At 44.1% G+C, this 16,343-nt stretch carries 15 protein-coding genes; 4 read left to right on the plus strand and 11 right to left on the minus strand.

Annotation, left to right across the window (positions count from 1 at the left end; translation table 11 throughout):
* Window positions 1–147: 147 nt before the first annotated feature.
* Both katG and R7093_RS14170 read right to left on the minus strand, forming a co-directional pair.
* Window positions 148–2,322 carry a catalase/peroxidase HPI gene (gene katG, locus R7093_RS14165; protein WP_047101448.1) on the minus strand — a complete coding sequence of 725 codons (2,175 nt, stop codon included), beginning with the start codon at window positions 2,320–2,322 and terminating at the stop codon, window positions 148–150.
* Between the two features lie 186 nt (window positions 2,323–2,508).
* Entirely contained in the window at window positions 2,509–4,050 is a 1,542-nt protein-coding gene (locus tag R7093_RS14170) for a glutamate synthase-related protein (protein WP_047101447.1), read from the minus strand.
* Window positions 4,051–4,206: 156 nt separating this feature from the next.
* Between R7093_RS14170 and R7093_RS14175 the strand changes: the two genes are divergently transcribed.
* A complete protein-coding gene (locus tag R7093_RS14175) occupies window positions 4,207–4,686 on the plus strand; it encodes an aminoacyl-tRNA deacylase (protein ID WP_005376501.1) in 480 nt (159 codons plus the stop codon).
* A 175-nt stretch (window positions 4,687–4,861) separates the two neighbouring features.
* Here the strand turns inward: R7093_RS14175 and R7093_RS14180 are convergent, their stop codons facing one another.
* The 3 genes from R7093_RS14180 to R7093_RS14190 all read right to left on the minus strand — a co-directional run bounded on the left by R7093_RS14180 (window position 4,862) and on the right by R7093_RS14190 (window position 7,535).
* Window positions 4,862–6,274, minus strand: coding sequence for a coniferyl aldehyde dehydrogenase (locus tag R7093_RS14180; RefSeq protein ID WP_017635337.1), 1,413 nt, complete (start codon window positions 6,272–6,274; stop codon window positions 4,862–4,864).
* 125 nt (window positions 6,275–6,399) lie between these two features.
* A complete protein-coding gene (locus R7093_RS14185; protein WP_017635338.1) occupies window positions 6,400–6,972 on the minus strand; it encodes a GNAT family N-acetyltransferase in 573 nt (190 codons plus the stop codon).
* A 104-nt stretch (window positions 6,973–7,076) separates the two neighbouring features.
* Window positions 7,077–7,535 (minus strand): NUDIX hydrolase, encoded by a 459-nt coding sequence (locus R7093_RS14190; RefSeq protein WP_017635339.1) that lies wholly within the window; start codon window positions 7,533–7,535, stop codon window positions 7,077–7,079.
* 169 nt (window positions 7,536–7,704) lie between these two features.
* Between R7093_RS14190 and R7093_RS14195 the strand changes: the two genes are divergently transcribed.
* The gene (locus R7093_RS14195; RefSeq protein ID WP_005376505.1) at window positions 7,705–8,610 is read left to right on the plus strand and encodes a DMT family transporter; all 906 of its coding nucleotides are present in this window, start codon (window positions 7,705–7,707) and stop codon (window positions 8,608–8,610) included.
* 79 nt (window positions 8,611–8,689) lie between these two features.
* On the opposite strand, the gene R7093_RS14200 is transcribed toward R7093_RS14195, so the two are convergent.
* Window positions 8,690–9,004, minus strand: a complete 315-nt coding sequence (locus tag R7093_RS14200; protein WP_005376506.1) for a DMT family transporter — start codon at window positions 9,002–9,004, stop codon at window positions 8,690–8,692.
* A gap of 394 nt (window positions 9,005–9,398) precedes the next feature.
* Between R7093_RS14200 and R7093_RS14205 the strand changes: the two genes are divergently transcribed.
* A complete protein-coding gene (locus tag R7093_RS14205) occupies window positions 9,399–10,763 on the plus strand; it encodes an endonuclease/exonuclease/phosphatase family protein (RefSeq protein ID WP_017635340.1) in 1,365 nt (454 codons plus the stop codon).
* Window positions 10,764–11,048: 285 nt separating this feature from the next.
* Here the strand turns inward: R7093_RS14205 and R7093_RS14210 are convergent, their stop codons facing one another.
* From R7093_RS14210 to R7093_RS14225, 4 genes are all read right to left on the minus strand, one after another.
* Window positions 11,049–11,582 (minus strand): hypothetical protein, encoded by a 534-nt coding sequence (locus tag R7093_RS14210; RefSeq protein ID WP_047101435.1) that lies wholly within the window; start codon window positions 11,580–11,582, stop codon window positions 11,049–11,051.
* Window positions 11,576–11,962: an MAPEG family protein gene (locus R7093_RS14215; RefSeq protein WP_047101434.1), complete on the minus strand. Its 387-nt coding sequence runs from the start codon at window positions 11,960–11,962 to the stop codon at window positions 11,576–11,578. Before R7093_RS14215 ends, R7093_RS14210 begins: the two co-directional genes overlap by 7 nt.
* Before the next feature lie 209 nt (window positions 11,963–12,171).
* Window positions 12,172–13,077, minus strand: coding sequence for an EamA family transporter RarD (gene rarD / locus R7093_RS14220; RefSeq protein ID WP_025767839.1), 906 nt, complete (start codon window positions 13,075–13,077; stop codon window positions 12,172–12,174).
* Window positions 13,078–13,180: 103 nt separating this feature from the next.
* Window positions 13,181–13,903, minus strand: coding sequence for a sulfite exporter TauE/SafE family protein (locus tag R7093_RS14225; protein WP_047101431.1), 723 nt, complete (start codon window positions 13,901–13,903; stop codon window positions 13,181–13,183).
* A 444-nt stretch (window positions 13,904–14,347) separates the two neighbouring features.
* Here R7093_RS14225 and R7093_RS14230 point away from each other — a divergent pair, with 444 nt between their 5' ends.
* Window positions 14,348–14,878, plus strand: a complete 531-nt coding sequence (locus R7093_RS14230; protein WP_005376513.1) for a prepilin-type N-terminal cleavage/methylation domain-containing protein — start codon at window positions 14,348–14,350, stop codon at window positions 14,876–14,878.
* A 49-nt stretch (window positions 14,879–14,927) separates the two neighbouring features.
* Here R7093_RS14230 and R7093_RS14235 read toward each other — a convergent pair whose 3' ends face one another.
* The gene (locus R7093_RS14235) at window positions 14,928–15,908 is read right to left on the minus strand and encodes a chemotaxis protein (protein WP_025998672.1); all 981 of its coding nucleotides are present in this window, start codon (window positions 15,906–15,908) and stop codon (window positions 14,928–14,930) included.
* Window positions 15,909–16,343: the final 435 nt, after the last annotated feature.

Consider the following 16,343-nt stretch of genomic DNA (forward strand, 5'->3'; position numbering starts at 1 on the left):
ATATGGTCCAGTTATTATGGTTCAAATGAGCTTAACTTTCAATCAAAGTAACAATCAAAGTAAAAAGATAGGTAAAGAAAAAGGCGAGCTTTTCGCCCGCCTCTCTTACTTATTCATCAACCCATCTACCGACGGGCATCGTTTCACTTATTGCAAGTCAAAACGATCCGCGTTCATGACTTTCGTCCATGCGGCGATGAAGTCATGGATGAATTTTTCCTGATTATCATCTTGCGCATACACTTCCGCATACGAACGCAGGATCGAGTTTGAACCAAAGACAAGATCCACTCGAGTAGCCGTCCACTTCACAGCGTCGGTTTTACGATCACGGATTTCATATTGATTAGCACTCACTGGTTTCCACGTATATGCCATGTCAGTAAGGTTCACGAAGAAATCATTCGACAAAGTGCCTACTCGGTCAGTAAATACGCCCTCTTTTCCACCGCCGTAGTTACTGCCTAGAACGCGCATACCACCGATAAGTACCGTCATTTCTGGCGCCGTTAGCCCCATAAGCTGAGCACGATCTAATAAAAGCTCTTCTGGCTTAACCGCGTAGTCTTTCTTCAACCAATTTCGGAAACCGTCAGCAACAGGCTCAAGTACTTCGAACGATTCCACATCCGTCATCTCTTGGGTGGCATCACCTCGGCCTGGCGCGAATGGTACGGAAACATTATGACCTGCGGCACGCGCAGCCAGTTCAATACCTACGTTCCCAGCAAGCACGATAGCGTCTGCAACACTACAGCCCTCTTCTGCTGCTATTTTTTCTAGCACCGCAAGAACACGGCTTAGACGTTCAGGTTCGTTCCCTTGCCAATCTTTTTGCGGAGCCAAGCGAATTCTCGCGCCATTTGCACCGCCTCGGCGGTCAGAGCCACGGTAAGTACGCGCACTATCCCACGCCGTACTTACTAACTCACTAATGGATAGGCCACTTGCTTCAATTTTTGTTTTCACTAAATCGACATCGTAGTCTGTCTTACCTGCGGGCGTTGGGTCTTGCCAAATAAGATCTTCGCTTGGCACATCAGGGCCGAAATAACATGATTTTGGTCCTAGATCGCGGTGTGTCAACTTAAACCAGGCACGAGCAAAAACGTCATCAAAGTACGCAGGGTCATTTTGGAACTTTTCTGCAATCTTACGATATTCAGGGTCCATTTTGAGCGCCATATCGGCGTCGGTCATGATTGGATTGTAGCGCTTAGAACCGTCTTCAACATCGACAGGCTTGTCTTCTTCTTCAATGTCGATTGGCTCCCATTGCCATGCACCTGCTGGGCTCTTTTTCAGTTCCCAGTCATACTTAAATAGTAGGTGGAAGTATCCGTAGTCCCATTGTGTAGGGTGTGTTGTCCAAGCACCTTCAATGCCACTCGTTACCGCGTCACGGCCAATGCCACGTGTTTTGTGGTTAATCCAGCCAAGACCTTGCTCATGAACGTCTGCTGCTTCGGGCTCTGGGCCAAGGTTTGCGGCATCACCATTACCATGACACTTACCCACCGTGTGACCACCAGCTGTGAGCGCGACGGTTTCTTCATCGTTCATTGCCATTCGCGCGAAGGTCACTCGCATGTCATGTGCTGTTTTGAGAGGATCTGGGTTACCGTCTACCCCTTCAGGGTTCACATAGATAAGACCCATCATTACCGCAGCAAGCGGGTTTTCTAAATCTCGCTCACCAGAGTAGCGGCTGTTATCAGCGTCACTTGTGGCTAACCATTCTTGCTCAGACCCCCAGTAAGTGTCTTTTTCTGGGTGCCAGATGTCCTCTCGTCCAAACGCAAAGCCAAAGGTCTTAAAGCCCATGGATTCGTACGCCATGTTACCGGCAAGGACAATCAGGTCTGCCCAACTTAGTTTGTTGCCATATTTTTTCTTGATTGGCCATAAAAGGCGTCGAGCCTTATCCAGGTTGGCGTTATCTGGCCAAGAGTTGAGAGGAGCAAAGCGTTGGTTGCCTGTAGCAGCACCGCCACGGCCATCCGCAATACGATAACTGCCCGCTGCATGCCATGCCATTCGGATCATTAAACCACCGTAGTGTCCCCAGTCGGCAGGCCACCAGTCTTGGCTATCAGTCATTAAATCTTTTAAATCTTTTTTAAGTGCTTCGACATCTAGCTTTTTCAGTTCTTCTTTGTAATTAAAGTCCTGACCAAATGGGTTGGTTTTGGAGTCGTGTTGATGCAGGATGTCTAAGTTCAAGGCATTCGGCCACCAATCCATCACCGACTTATCTGTAGATGTTTGCCCACCATGCATAACTGGACATTTACCTACCGAACCGCCGTTTGCTTTGCTCATATAATGCTCCTTCGTGTCGTGGTTGTGGTAACCACTCTTTGTTATTCAATAAATCGAATATCCACCTCAAACAGCGTAGTTCATACACTGTTTTTTTAGTTAACGCCAAGTCAAAATTTCAAACATTTCAGCGAATAAATAATTGTTATCAAACATGTACCTATATGTAGAAAATATGGATAGAGATCAGTTTAAGTCCATACCTGAATACTTAATCCCAGACAGCCTCGCCATGTTGTGATCCCAGGTCGCTAAATCATGATGACTAAATTCACTCAGAGCGTGATGACCACACGCCCTTGCCATAACTTGCATGAGCTCGACCGAGGATTCGAAGAAATTTTTCAGTTGCTGGGATGACTTTTCAACGTCGAGACGCTGCCTCAAATCGGCATTTTGTGTCGCAATGCCTGCCGGGCAATTATTGGTGTTGCAGATGCGAGCGGCGACACAACCGATCGATTGCATCGCACTGTTTGCTATCGCCACTCCGTCTGCTCCAAGTGCCAACGCTTTGACAAAATCCGTAGGAACTCGCAACCCACCGGTGATGATTAATGTGACGCGGTCACTTGCACCTTTTTCATCTAAGTACTTACGTGCACGAGCTAACGCAGGAATGGTGGGCACACTAATATGGTCACGGAACATAGTTGGCGCCGCACCCGTGCCACCACCGCGACCATCTAAGATGATGTAATCAGCCCCAGCATCAAGCGCAAACTGAATGTCTTGCTCAATATGGTTGGCACTGAGTTTAAATCCAATTGGAATGCCGCCTGTGATGCCACGAACTCTGTCAGCAAACTTTCTGAAATCGTGAGTAGTGTGAAGATCTTTGAACGTTGGTGGTGATATCGCTGGTTGTCCCTCGGGGATGCCTCTCACCTGAGAGATCTTACCTACATTTTTATTTGCAGGCAGATGACCACCCGTGCCCGTTTTTGCTCCTTGCCCACCTTTAAAGTGAAACGCCTGAACATTAAGAAGCTTAGATTCGTCGTAGCCAAATTGAGCACTAGCAAGCTCATAGAAATACCGTGAATTAGCGGCTTGTTCTTCCGGTAACATGCCACCCTCACCAGAGCAAATCCCAGTCCCTGCCAACTCTGCACCTTTTGCTAGTGCAATTTTCGCCTCTTCAGAAAGTGCGCCAAAACTCATGTCCGACACCAACAAAGGAATGGCGAGTCTGAGCGGCTTACGCGCGTTTGGTCCCACAATCAACTCGGTAGACACAGGAACGTCTTCCAACAACGGTTGTGTCGCCATTTGCGCCATCATGATTTGTATAGCATCCCAATGTGGTAGCAAATGCCTAGGAACCCCCATTGCAGCCATCGGACCATGATGACCGAGTTTAGAGAGTCCTTCTCTCGCTAATTGGTGGATAAACTCGAGGGTTGGTTCTTCTTGAGTAGCAGACGCCGTTGGTTTGTCTCTTTTCTCTCGCTTTTGTTCCGGTCCCTCTTTACCGACTTGCTCTGCGGTAAATCGCTTGTGTGTACCATCACAAAAAGGAGCATTGGCGGTATGCTTACATTGGCAGAGATAGGCATCTTCGTCTTTTTCCGCACTAAAGCTCATTGGCTTTAAGCCGGTTCCCGAATGAGCCCCATCGCAGTAAGGTTGATTTTTAGAACGCCCACATCGGCAGAAGTAATATTCTTGCCCAGCTTTCAACTCTACTTTGATCGGCTTGTTATCAGCGATGATTGGCTTGCTCATGTTGCCCCCTATTTATTATTGTTAACCATGCTTTCTCGCTGGCTTGCAATAAGCGTAGAACAGGAGCGTAAAGAGCGTCAGTGTCGCCGAGTAAAATGCGCGATTGTCGCCCGACTAACCTATACTTTTTATGGGTCTCATACACGTGGAGGCTATATGACGATTGCAACCCGATTAGATGAATATTTGACTGAGCATAACATTCACTTTCAAACCGTGAATCACAGCCACAGTCATAGCTCGCTACAAAGTGGTGTTGCAGCAGGTGTGCCTTTAATGAATATCGCAAAAGGTGTGATTCTAGAGGATCATGAAGGGCGTCATATGATGGCGGTCTTACCTGCCAACAACAAAATCAGTTTGTCGAGATTAAACGACGAATTTAATGCCACCTTCCACTTGGTGAAAGAGCGTATGGTTTACCGACTCTTCACCGATTGTGAACACGGCGCTATTCCACCGATTGGTAGCCCTTACCACATGTCGACAGTTTGCGATGAAAGACTAGCAAACTTGGAACATGTCTACCTTGAAGCTGGCGATCATGAAACTCTGATTAAGCTGGACCGAAAGGCGTTTAAAGAACTGATGAACGACTGTAGATATCTAAGATTCAGCAGTGAAGTTCTGCATTAAACTTGCCAAGATCTCTCGACACTTCCTGAACAAGGCTCTATCAACAAGAGCCTTTCTTTGTTTTGTTGGTAGCACGCGATGGAAGTTTCTCGGACTTTGGTGCCCAGCGTTTCAGAGCATATAGAAACAAAAAACCGCCTATTCGGGCGGTTTTTTATCAATCAAATCATAATTATTATCGAACAAAGATCTTTTGGATCGCTTTTATCGCCATAGCCCTACGGCGCATTAATACGCTCGTTCTTGGCAACCATTTCGGTGTGTGAAGAATGGTTTTCGCATGACTAAAAGTTCTGAATCCTTCCTCTCCGTGATAATGCCCAATACCCGATTCACCAACGCCACCAAAAGGCGCATCTTCAGCGCCAACATGTAAAACCGTATCATTAACGCCGACGCCACCACTGTGGGTGTTGCGTACAATATGTTTGATAGTCGATTTGTCGTCCGACATAACATACAGCGCAAGTGGTCTTTGGTGCTGATTAATGTAGTCAATCGCTTCATCAACGGCATTGTAGGGCTTAACAGGTAGAAATGGCCCGAAGATCTCCTCTTGCATGATTCGCATATTCGGCGACACATCCGTGACCAAATGAGGATACAGAAGTCGTTCCTCTTGGGGCGACGCCTCAACAGTGTGAAGGTTAGCACCTTGCGCTTTTGCATCCTCAAGTAGCGCAGTCAAACGATCATATTGTCGTTGGTTGACAATATGGGTCAGCTTTTGATTCTTGTTGGATTTTAAATAGAGCTTTTCAAAACGTTTTAAGAATAGCGAAATGAACTCTTCGACACGTTCTTGCGGTACAAATGCGTAGTCAGGCGCGACACAAATCTGGCCTGCATTAATGCATTTACCAAACAAGATAGCATCAACGGCTTTCTTCATGTCTGCATCTTTTGCAATGATCACCGGGGACTTTCCACCCAACTCTAACGTCACCGGGGTAAGGTTTTCCGCTGCCGCTTTTGCCACTGCGCGACCAACACTCGTAGAACCCGTGAACAAAAGGTGAGCGAATGGCAGTTGGCTGAATGCTTGTGCGACGTCTGCTTCACCCTCAAAAACTTCGACATACTCAGACAACCCACGGCAAATATCGACGATGACTTTATTGGTTTTTGGCGTAAATTCGCTGAGCTTCATCATCACGCGGTTGCCAGCAGCCAATGCTGTCACTAAAGGCGCAAGGCTCAAAATCACAGGAAAGTTCCACGGTGAAATGATCCCGACGACACCTAACGGTTGATACTGAACGGTGACTTTAGAAGGTGCGAGCAATAAGCCGGATTCGCGCTTGCTGGGTTTGCACCATTTTTTTAGTCGTTTGAGGGTATAATTAATATGCGAGACCGTTGGCAAAACGTCGGTCATAGCGGTATCAAATTCTGAGCGATAGCCAAAATCGTCACTTAACGCTTCAACCAGAGCTTGTTTGTTCTCAAGCAGCGATTTTTTTAACAAAACGAGGCGCTGTTTACGTTCATCTAAACTAGGATAAGGCTCGGCTGCATATGCCGCTTTTAAGCGTTCGAGGCTTTGCTGTAACAAGTTATCTACTTCAACCTCTGTGATTGCGTTCATGATGCTTCTCCTAGCCTAGTTTCTACCAATGACGCCCCAAGTTAACACGAGCGCAACAATGTTACTATTGTAGCGCTCGTGAAGTTAGAGTTCGAACTCTGATTAAAATATCTCTAGGGTGGATACTACGTCAAACGTAGTTCATAAATGCCTAGTCGTTGAGAGCGGTCAAGCATATCGAACTCATGATCAACGTATTCTTTTAATGTGGCGCCTGCACGCTCAGCAATATTGATGCTAGCGATGTTATCTTCCATACAATGGAACTGAATGAATTGTGCGTGCCCTTTCTTCTTCAAGAAAGGGATCAATACTGCGAGTACTTGATCAATCACACGATGGCCTCGCCCATTGTTAGCAAGCCAGTAGCCAATTTCAGTAACACGTGTATGTGAATCCACACCTTTAATGCCAATAACACCCGTAAGCTGCTCATCAAAATAAATTGCACACCAGTGGGAATCCAGCGCGTTACTGTTCACTCGCTGGGAAATGTAGTTCACGGCCTCTCGATGATTCGTGACAGAATCCGTCCAAGGTAGATAGCCCTCAAGGCTCTCTCGGTGAGTGTTCACAACCTCTAGTAAAGCGGACGCGTGTTTCGTATTAAGGGGCTCAATTGAGATCCTTTGCGAGACGGAAAAACGCTTCTGTAAGTGATTTCCTTGATACGTCTCTTGGCATGTGACTTCATCCATAGATGTTATTCCTTTTTATTGTGAACGCTCAGCGCAAATCCTAACGCTTCATTTTATGAGAACAAACCTCTCTATAAAAACTAATCAAAGCCGTTGCCGTTCATTTAGCCCTTTTGATCGATCAGCGTAAATGGCGTTAGTGATGCCACATCTACATAATGCTTCCATACATGTTCATAGAGGTGATGCTGATTGGCAAACGGAGCCAGCTGCTTAGCTTCTTCAATCGTACACCAGCGATACTCTGTATGCTCTTCGTTAAGAACAACTGATTGGTTAGGCGGACAAAATAGCACAAAACATGGGATAACCATGATACGGTTATTTTTTGCTTCGTAGAACTGCTCTAGAAAGTCTGCTGTATGTAACTCAACTTGGTCAATTAGTGTCTCTTCTTTTAACTCTCTTAAAATGGTTTGCCACCCGGCTTCACCCGCTTCGATACCACCTGCAACATGGCACCAATAGCCACCTTTTACGCGTTTGAGTAACAGCATTTTTTCTATGCCATCAATTTTTGAAATGACAACGCCTGAAACATGCGTTGCTTTTATCGGGATCATGTAAGCTCCTTAAATATCGAGTTTTTATTGTTACGCTGAAGAGAGGCAGATTAATTGCTACGTATTCTACTGTTTATTCATCTTGCCGACAGAAGTGTTTGAGTTGAGAGGATTTAATCGCTAACTAAGTATGCTAAAGTGAGATCTGTCGCAACAAATGAGCAGTAAAATGTCCAATTCATTCAACACTATGATTCCCATCGGTGTGCGCTTTATGGTGCTTTCCGCGTTCGGCTTTGCTCTGATGTCGGCTACAGTAAAGCACGTCGGCAACTACGGTATCCCCGTTTTTGAAATCGTTGCAGCAAGAGCGCTCGTTTCACTTATCATTAGTTATTTCGATGTAAAGCGAAAACGAATTTCTGTATGGGGCAATAATAAGCCATTACTATTTGCACGCGGTGCTGTGGGCACGATGGCTCTGATGTGTGTATATTATTCAGTGACCACCTTACCTTTGGCAGAAGCGACGATATTCCAGTATATTCATCCGGTATTTACTGCACTACTCGCCGTATTTTTCTTGAAAGAGCGCATCCAGCCGTCAACTTTCCTTTGTATTGCGTTGTGCTTACTCGGCATCTATATCATGGTAAGCCCAGAAACTGGGCAAGGCTCAGATAGCGCTTTACCAATGTTTAGCGTCATGATTGCGATCTTAGGCGCATTTGGTAGCTCAATTGCCTACGTCATTGTCAGAAAACTGAGTCAGACAGAAGACAGCTCAGTGATCATTTTCTATTTCCCGTTGGTTGCTCTCCCCGCTTCACTCTTACTGATTGGCGACGATTTTGTAATGCCCGATCTATATCTGACTTTCATGTTGGTTCTAGTTGGTGTCTTTACCCAAATTGGGCAATTGGGGTTAACCAAAGCGATGCAAACTCAACAAGCGGGTAAAGCCTCCGCTTATTCGTATATCCAGATCGTATTTTCTGTGTTGTTAGGCATCATTTTCTTTGGCGAGGTTCCGATCATTTGGACGTACGTCGGTGGCGGTCTGATTGTTACAGGCGCATTAATTAATGCGTTTGGTCATCACTTACGGTTACCTTTTATTAAGCGCAACGCTTGATATACCTCGCCAGAACCGTAAACACGACATTTAGAAAAACAGCCAGAGTGACTCTGGCTGTTTTGTGTTTAGCCTAACGTTAAGCTGATATTTTTAACCCTGCGATACCAGCGACAATCATTAGCAAGCTTAAGGCTTTGATAAGTGTTGCTGGCTCATTGAACAGATAAATACTCACGACTGCCGTGCCTATTGCGCCAATCCCTACCCATACTCCATAAGCAATGCCTAAAGGCAAGGTTCTTAACGCAATGCCAAGCAACCAAAAGCTCAATAACATAAAGACAATAGTGAATGCCGAAGCACCGAATTTGGTAAACCCTTGTGAATATTTAAGACCGACAGCCCATGCGATTTCACACAAGCCCGCAATGAAGAGAATTCCCCAAGCCATGTCACATTTCCCAACGAGATGGGGTCGTCCCCGAGAAAAGATAGAGCGGTGAGGTCGTCCTCACTTCTGATTGACTGCTTATTATATACGGAAATCTAAACATAAAAAATAAAACACGGCGATAAGCATACAACTCAAACATCTCATGCACGCTTAAATTCTACGCTTTTCTTTTTAACGGTGGCGGACTCTCTATTTCGCATCAATAACGACACCGTTTTTTAACAATTTACATATAACCTTCTGGTGTTGAAAGTGTTGCATTTATTGCACAAATCACACAAAAACTAATTGAACATGTAAATATGAAAACGTTTGTGTGACTAATATCGCTTAAAACAATGACTGATGACTTTAATATTCAGCCGAATTAATTATAAGGTATGACGTACCCATGAAAGCAATCAAAACCTCTATCGCTGTCCTTGTTGGCGCCGCTCTACTATCTGGATGTAATGACGATACTGAATACGTCAATGTTCAGCCTAAAGAAGTAAAAATAGCGACTTACAACCTCTCTTTTGACCGCGCTACCTTCGAAACTTTGGTAGATGAAATGCAAATTGAACCAACGCAGCAAGCTGCGTTGGTCACCTCTTATTTAGACGGTTCAATCGCAGCCGAAGACAAAACCACTGCGGAAAAAGTCATTCAAATTCGTAACGTTGCAGCAATCATTCAAAAGAATCGTCCTGATGTTCTTATGATGGCGGAATACAACAACGACGGAACAGGCGAAAACAAAGCAGCCATTGAAGGATTCCAGAAGAACTACTTGTCTGTCGCGCAAAGTATCGATGGCGCGGGCGGTGAAGCAAACCTTGAGCCTATTGAATACCCTTATGCTGAATCTTATTCAACTAATACAGGGTTGTTGAGTGAGTTTGATCTCGACAACAACGGAACCGCAGGTCAAATGCCAGGTGATGCATGGGGCTTTGGCATGTACCATGGTCAATATGCATTTGCCCTTATGTCTAAGTATAAAATTGACACAGCAAACACACGTACATTCCAAGCATTTAAATGGAAAGATATGGAAGGTGCGACAATTCCAACCATTACTATCTGTGACGGTTCGCAAAAGATTCCAGACGGCATGAAGTGTGGTGATGAATGGTACTCAGCGGAAGAGTGGGATCAAGTGCGTCTATCTTCGAAAAATCACGTCGACGCGCCAATCATCATTCCAACTCGCAATGGCGAGGAAGTTGTACACTTGTTGATGTCTCATCCTACTCCACCAGTATTCGACACCGGTAAAAACAAAGCGCAAAACGCAGCAGAAGTGGAGTTTTGGCATCATTACATTCAAGGCAAAGACTATTTTTACGACGATGCGGGTAAAACAGGTGGCTTAACGAACGGCGCTAAATTCGTAATGATGGGTGATCAAAACCTTGATCCAGTGGCTGGTGACGGCATTAGCTCTGTAATGCAGAAGCTGCATAACGATCCATTAGTTAACCAAACCGTGATGAATGGTGAGCTTTACCCAACAAGCTTTGGTGCAGCTGAACACGCTGTTGACCGCAGTTCAACTCACCCATATCCGAATCGCATCACTTCAACGTTTGGCTTAGGGGTAGACTATGCCTTGCCTTCAGCAAATTTGAATGTAATAGACTCTGGTGTGTACTGGTCAGCGTCTTATGAAGAAGGCCGTAAACTATTTAACGATGCACGTATCGGTAAGTATGGTGATGGTAAGGATGTATCTTCCGACCATCGCATGATCTGGATTAAAGCACAGTTCTAGACTGCATAAAAAAAAAGCCAACCACAAGGAGTCGTGATTGGCTGTATATATTTGTGAACAAGATGGTTCACTAACAACGTCAGTTGGCTAGGTGACCCTCGGCTTAGAAAGGGTCACTCATACTAAAGCATGAGACGTGCCAACTTTTCAGTGCACAAAAACAGGTTGTTATTTAATCACTTTCATTAAAACTTAACCAATAGCTACTGTTTGCTCACAGAATAAATTGCAATTTGCAAACTACCATTGGCATTTCGCAATAAACCTGATCTTTAGCTCTTGCTTTTATTGCTTCCTAGCTAAGTCGCGTGCAAGGATTAACGCAAGTCCGAATACTTGTAAGAAGAGTCCGATATTCTTGTACCAAGCGATCTTTTCATCCTGCTTTGCCATTACCTCATTGAGCTCTACATTCTCAATGTAGTAATTATCGATGCGGTCTCTATACGAAGCTTGTGCCTGATTTATCTTTGACATCAGTTGAGGAAGTTGATCAATTTTTATTTCATCCGACTCGTTGAGAACCCAGGAAGATAAATGCCCTGCTAATACCTCTTCTAGCTCTAAAGGTATCGCTACGCTCTGACTTATGTGCACATGCAGCAGTAAAGCTTCTCTTTTTCTTTCTAGGGTTTCCACACTGTTCCATGCGAGTTGGATGGAATACAAGTTTTCTGCTGTTTGCTCTGCGAGCTGCGAGTGCTGTTTACCCAACTTATCAAGGACTAAGCTAGTAACGATGATCGCGCCAATATTCAGTACTAATCCAATCAGAACGAGTACCCAAGGCGATGGAATATAACGTCGCAGACTTACCATAACTTATCGTATGGCAGGTAAATCATATTTAACACAACCAATGAAAGTATCACCAGAAATGTCACCTGCATCCCTCTAATGCGCTTTTTCAAGTCTTTTTTCAATATGCCTTTAGCATGAATAACTCGACCAATTACAAAAATAACACCGATGAGATGTATCCATGTTGGGTAAGCACTATTGAATTCTAAAAGTGCCATTAAAATCAGGGTGATGGGGATATATTCTGTCGCATTACTCTGGGCACTACGAGCAATTTGTAGAGCCTCTACCCCACCATCGGCATAAGCAATTTGATTTAAGCGACGTTGCTTAATTACTTGAACAGCCAACCAAATAATGAGTATTGCGAGAATGTTGGCATACAGAGCAGTGATCATATGTCGTCCTTCTTGATCTGGTTTTCACTTATATAAGCGTGTCACTTGGCTATAACTATAGCGGTATCATTATGATAATGCGTAAAATAATCTCAAGTTATGATTTCTATTCAGGCAAAAAACGAAAGCCAATGCTTCATGACATTAAAAATGCCCTCGAATGGAGGGCATAAGAATAAAGAAGCTAATATGTGAGAATATTGAAACCACTATAAGGGGTGTTTGACCAGCTTTTTGCGCCGATGCCCTTTGATAATACTTTCAAAAATGGTGAACAACAGCCCTACCCAAATAAATGCAAAGGTCACCGCTTTCACTTCGTCAAACAACTCGCCAAAAAACATAACTGCCAACACAAACTGCAAGCTTGGCTCGATGTATTGCATTAGACCGACGGTTGATAAATTAGTTATACGTATTGCGATAGAATAAAATACAAGTGGTAAAAGTGTGATAGGTGCACTGCCAAAATACAAAAGCAATGTTTTGGTATCTGTGCCCGAAGCCAGTTCACCAGTTGCCCATTGTTTATAGAGCAAATATGCGAGTGCAACTGGAGTCAGTAACAACGCCTCAACAAACAAGGTTGTACTCCAGTCATAATTTATCTTCTTCTTGTAAAGCCCATACAAAGCAAAGAACAACCCCATCGTTAGTGCGATAACGGGCAGCTGACCATAGTGAATCACTTGATACATAACACCAATTGTTGCCAGCACGATTGCAATAAGTTTGCCTTTTGAGAGCTTATCCCCAAGAATAAATACGCCTAGTGCAACAGATACTAATGGCCCAATAAAGAAGCCTAAGCTGGCATCAATGACCCGATGATGGGTCAAAGCCCAAGTGAACGCACTCCAAGAAATACACATCAAACTGCTCGCCACAAACGTGTACCACAAGGATTTTTTATCAAGCCAGATTTCTTTCCAATTCAACCCTCGACGGGTTATCCCAAGTACAATTAGAAACCCGACAGGTACAGACCCAATGATTCGCCATGCTAGCAACTCATCCATAGAAGCATTTGGTAAATAACGATAATAAATTGGTAGCAATCCCCAGATCACAAAGGAGAATGCTGCCATAAAAGTGCCATAACGAGTGTTATTCATAAAACTATCGCCCATCTAAACGACCAAATTTGGCGTAAGTAAACAAGTCCGCCATACATAAAAAGGAATGCAATCCCGCAGTGACTTTATGATGCAGATGGCATTATTGGCTCAACGCTTGTACGACGGCGGTAAAGCCACTCACAAAACACAACACAAGTGCCCCAAACCGAATCTTTTCTTTTGGTAACGACTGGGTAGTTTTCATTGCTAGCCAGTAACCAAGCGCCGCAGCAGGTAATAGAGGAATAGTAATGACCAAATGATGCAATGTGAAGAAGCCCACTGGGATTTGTACTATTAGTGAAATAATCGAACTGAAAACAAAAAAAGCCGATAAGTTGCCGCGTAACTGATTTGCTTCTTGATGCTGCAACAATAACGCCATCGGAGGGCCTCCAATCGCAGAACTGGTACCAAACAACCCAGAAAAGAAACCAGCACATGTCATACGCGAAGGCGTAGGCTCAACCCGAAACGGTAAAACACTCACCAAGACTGCAAACAGCACCAACAAACCAATCCAAAGCGTGAGAGTTTGTGTAGATACAAAAAAGAGTAGCAAGCCACCAGCAATTGATCCCGGCACTCGCCCAATCAACGCCATCTTTAAGCCGCCGATTTCAACACTACTGCGGTGCTTCATCGCATTCATCAACGAAATAAATAACGCGACTAAACAGATTGGCGCAGGAACATATTCTGGCGCCCAAAGAATCAGTAAAGGTGCGGCAACAATAGCCAAGCCAAAACCGATTGCGGTCTGGACATAAGAGCCAAGAAATATCAAACCTATTGCAAGGAAGTTTATCGAATCGAATTCCATTTAGATTATTCTTATATTTGAAAAATAAACACAAAACCAAAGCACATTCGCATGATGAATACCTCAGGCATACTGCGATATGAATTCCGCGTAGCATTCATCAAAGTGAATAAAAAGACAATCCATTTGTGCGGTTCGCCCTCATTTGCATTTTGTATTTCATTCCGCTGATGTACATGTTTGCTTACATCGAAGAGGATTCATGCTCGCCTGTTCACGCAGCATTTCTTCAGCGGAATTAATGACCTCTTAAAATCTAGCAGAATTAGACCCGTGAATTCTCCATTGCATTTAATGGATTCAGTCAATTAGTGCGGCGTCGGTATAGCACTTTACAACTCACCTCTTTATACTACTGATCGATTTATCATTACCGTACTTATTTACACAATAAACAAGTGTACGGTCAGTGTTTTTCTACCTTTAACTTGCTGTGAAAATAATATGAAAAAACAAACGGGATTTACTCTAATAGAGTTAGTCGTAGTTATTGTCGTGCTCGGTATTCTTGCTGTCACTGCCGCGCCACGCTTTTTAAACCTTCAAAGCGATGCACGTGAAGCACGTTTGGAAGGAATGAAAGGCGCTATTGCGTCAGCATTAGGCGTCGGTTATGGGAAAATGGCGATTGCGGGATTGGAAAGCAAGCCTTACGTTTCAAACTTCGTAGACAGTGCTTTAATGGCAGATTTACCATTTGACGGCTGTAATATTGGTGGTTCAAAGCGCTGTGTTTTTTTATATGGATATCCTGATTCTGATAGCGAATCGATGAAGTTACTCGTGCAAGGACTGAACGAAGAAGACTCGGATTGGAAAACATTTCATCACCCGGCTGGTTCAACAACTCGCGAAATGGTCATTGCTGCAGCCGACGAAAAAAGAGCTAGCCTTACACAATGCGGAATTTTATATGGGCCACCGCAGACTCCAAACGAGAGTTACACCTTAGATATTCTTCCCTGCCCTCAATAAAAATAAGGCTGCCAATCGGCAGCCTTATTTGTTTCATCTGATCGGTTTTTTACGCAAAGTTAAACACGTATTTATCCATCATATTCACCATGCGGCCAATCTCTGGCTTGGTAATCGTATCATTTGCGCCAAGAGATAGTGCTTTCGCTCGGTTATCCTCACTCATCAATGACGAGAACATAATGATCGGCATTTCATGAAACGCTTCGGTATCGCGTAGTCTCTTCACTAAGTGCATACCATCCATTCGAGGCATTTCTACGTCCGTAACCACCGCATCTAATAGCTCTTTAACTGGCAAGTTTTCTTCTTTCGCAACCTCGATCAAGCTCATCAACTTCTCATGCGCCTCACCACCGTCTTTACATGTGATCACATTGTAGCCTGAAGAAGCTAATGTATCTTGGATCAAAGAGCGAATAAATGCTGAGTCATCCACCACCATGATCGTTTTAGCATTACGCTTACCGACCATTCTCTGGTTGAGATCCACCGACTTGTCCCCTTTCACATCGTATTTTTCCATACTCAGTTCTGGGTTGATGTCTGCGATGATTTTTTCAAAGTCGAGAATCATGATCAGGTTGCCTTCTTTACGGACAACGGCTACTACACAATCTTGTTCGCCCGCTTCCAAAAACTGACTTGGTGATTCCACATCATTCCAAGAGATACGATGAATACGCGAAATGCTGTCAATTAAGAAGCCATTGGTCATTTTGTTGAAATCCGTAACGATTACAAACTTGCGCTCCAGATCTTGTCGTGTTGGCACACCTAACCAACCAGCTAAATCCACTAAAGGCGTCAGTACATCTCTGGATGAGAACACACCAATCATATGAGGTTGTGCGTTTGGATAATCGGTTGTTTCTGGCACGCGAATCACTTCTCGTACTTTCGCAACGTTAATGCCGTAATAACAAGTTTTTGTGCTGCCATCTGGCAATGTTTTTTCTAAATGAAACTCGATGATTTCAAGCTCATTGGTACCACTTTCTGTCAAAATGGTGCTGGTTACGTTACTCATAAAGCCAATTATCCAACCAAAAATACGCATCAGAAAAAGTTTGATGCAAACGCCATGAGAAGCCATTCTCTGGCTAAAAATCCAAAAGTCCTTTTTAGTCGTTACAACAAAATTTGTAAACCATCAAAAGGACGGCTAACGCACATTTCCATACCAAACCATGTAAAATTGTCTCATTTTTGAACACGACATTATGAGTGGCCAAAGTGCGAATTAACACCTCCACTTTTAGCGACCGAGTCAATGAAAAGTTTAGAAATAATTTGAAGTGATGTTCAGCGTCAATAGCCAAACCTATCCAACAGATATCAGTGCAAAGTTGGCTACTGTGCTCATGCCTGGTGTAGAACAAGCTCTCTTCAAGTGGCATGGTATAAAACTGCGCTTGTGAACACACGAGTTTAAATCGAAGCGCTAGAGGCATCGCAAGAAAAT

Source organism: Vibrio sp. 1580 (genome assembly GCF_033340055.1).

Coding starts and splice junctions, on each gene's coding strand:
- R7093_RS14180 (WP_017635337.1), bottom strand. CDS start 6,274: ATGAACGCAATCACAGAGGTTGAAGTAGATAACTTGTTACAGCAAAGC.
- rarD (WP_025767839.1), bottom strand. CDS start 13,077: ATGAATAACACTCGTTATGGCACTTTTATGGCAGCATTCTCCTTTGTG.
- katG (WP_047101448.1), bottom strand. CDS start 2,322: ATGAGCAAAGCAAACGGCGGTTCGGTAGGTAAATGTCCAGTTATGCAT.
- R7093_RS14210 (WP_047101435.1), bottom strand. CDS start 11,582: ATGGTAAGTCTGCGACGTTATATTCCATCGCCTTGGGTACTCGTTCTG.
- R7093_RS14230 (WP_005376513.1), top strand. CDS start 14,348: ATGAAAAAACAAACGGGATTTACTCTAATAGAGTTAGTCGTAGTTATT.
- R7093_RS14185 (WP_017635338.1), bottom strand. CDS start 6,972: ATGGATGAAGTCACATGCCAAGAGACGTATCAAGGAAATCACTTACAG.
- R7093_RS14200 (WP_005376506.1), bottom strand. CDS start 9,004: ATGGCTTGGGGAATTCTCTTCATTGCGGGCTTGTGTGAAATCGCATGG.
- R7093_RS14225 (WP_047101431.1), bottom strand. CDS start 13,903: ATGGAATTCGATTCGATAAACTTCCTTGCAATAGGTTTGATATTTCTT.
- R7093_RS14235 (WP_025998672.1), bottom strand. CDS start 15,908: ATGAGTAACGTAACCAGCACCATTTTGACAGAAAGTGGTACCAATGAG.
- R7093_RS14190 (WP_017635339.1), bottom strand. CDS start 7,535: ATGATCCCGATAAAAGCAACGCATGTTTCAGGCGTTGTCATTTCAAAA.
- R7093_RS14175 (WP_005376501.1), top strand. CDS start 4,207: ATGACGATTGCAACCCGATTAGATGAATATTTGACTGAGCATAACATT.
- R7093_RS14205 (WP_017635340.1), top strand. CDS start 9,399: ATGAAAGCAATCAAAACCTCTATCGCTGTCCTTGTTGGCGCCGCTCTA.
- R7093_RS14170 (WP_047101447.1), bottom strand. CDS start 4,050: ATGAGCAAGCCAATCATCGCTGATAACAAGCCGATCAAAGTAGAGTTG.
- R7093_RS14195 (WP_005376505.1), top strand. CDS start 7,705: ATGTCCAATTCATTCAACACTATGATTCCCATCGGTGTGCGCTTTATG.
- R7093_RS14215 (WP_047101434.1), bottom strand. CDS start 11,962: ATGATCACTGCTCTGTATGCCAACATTCTCGCAATACTCATTATTTGG.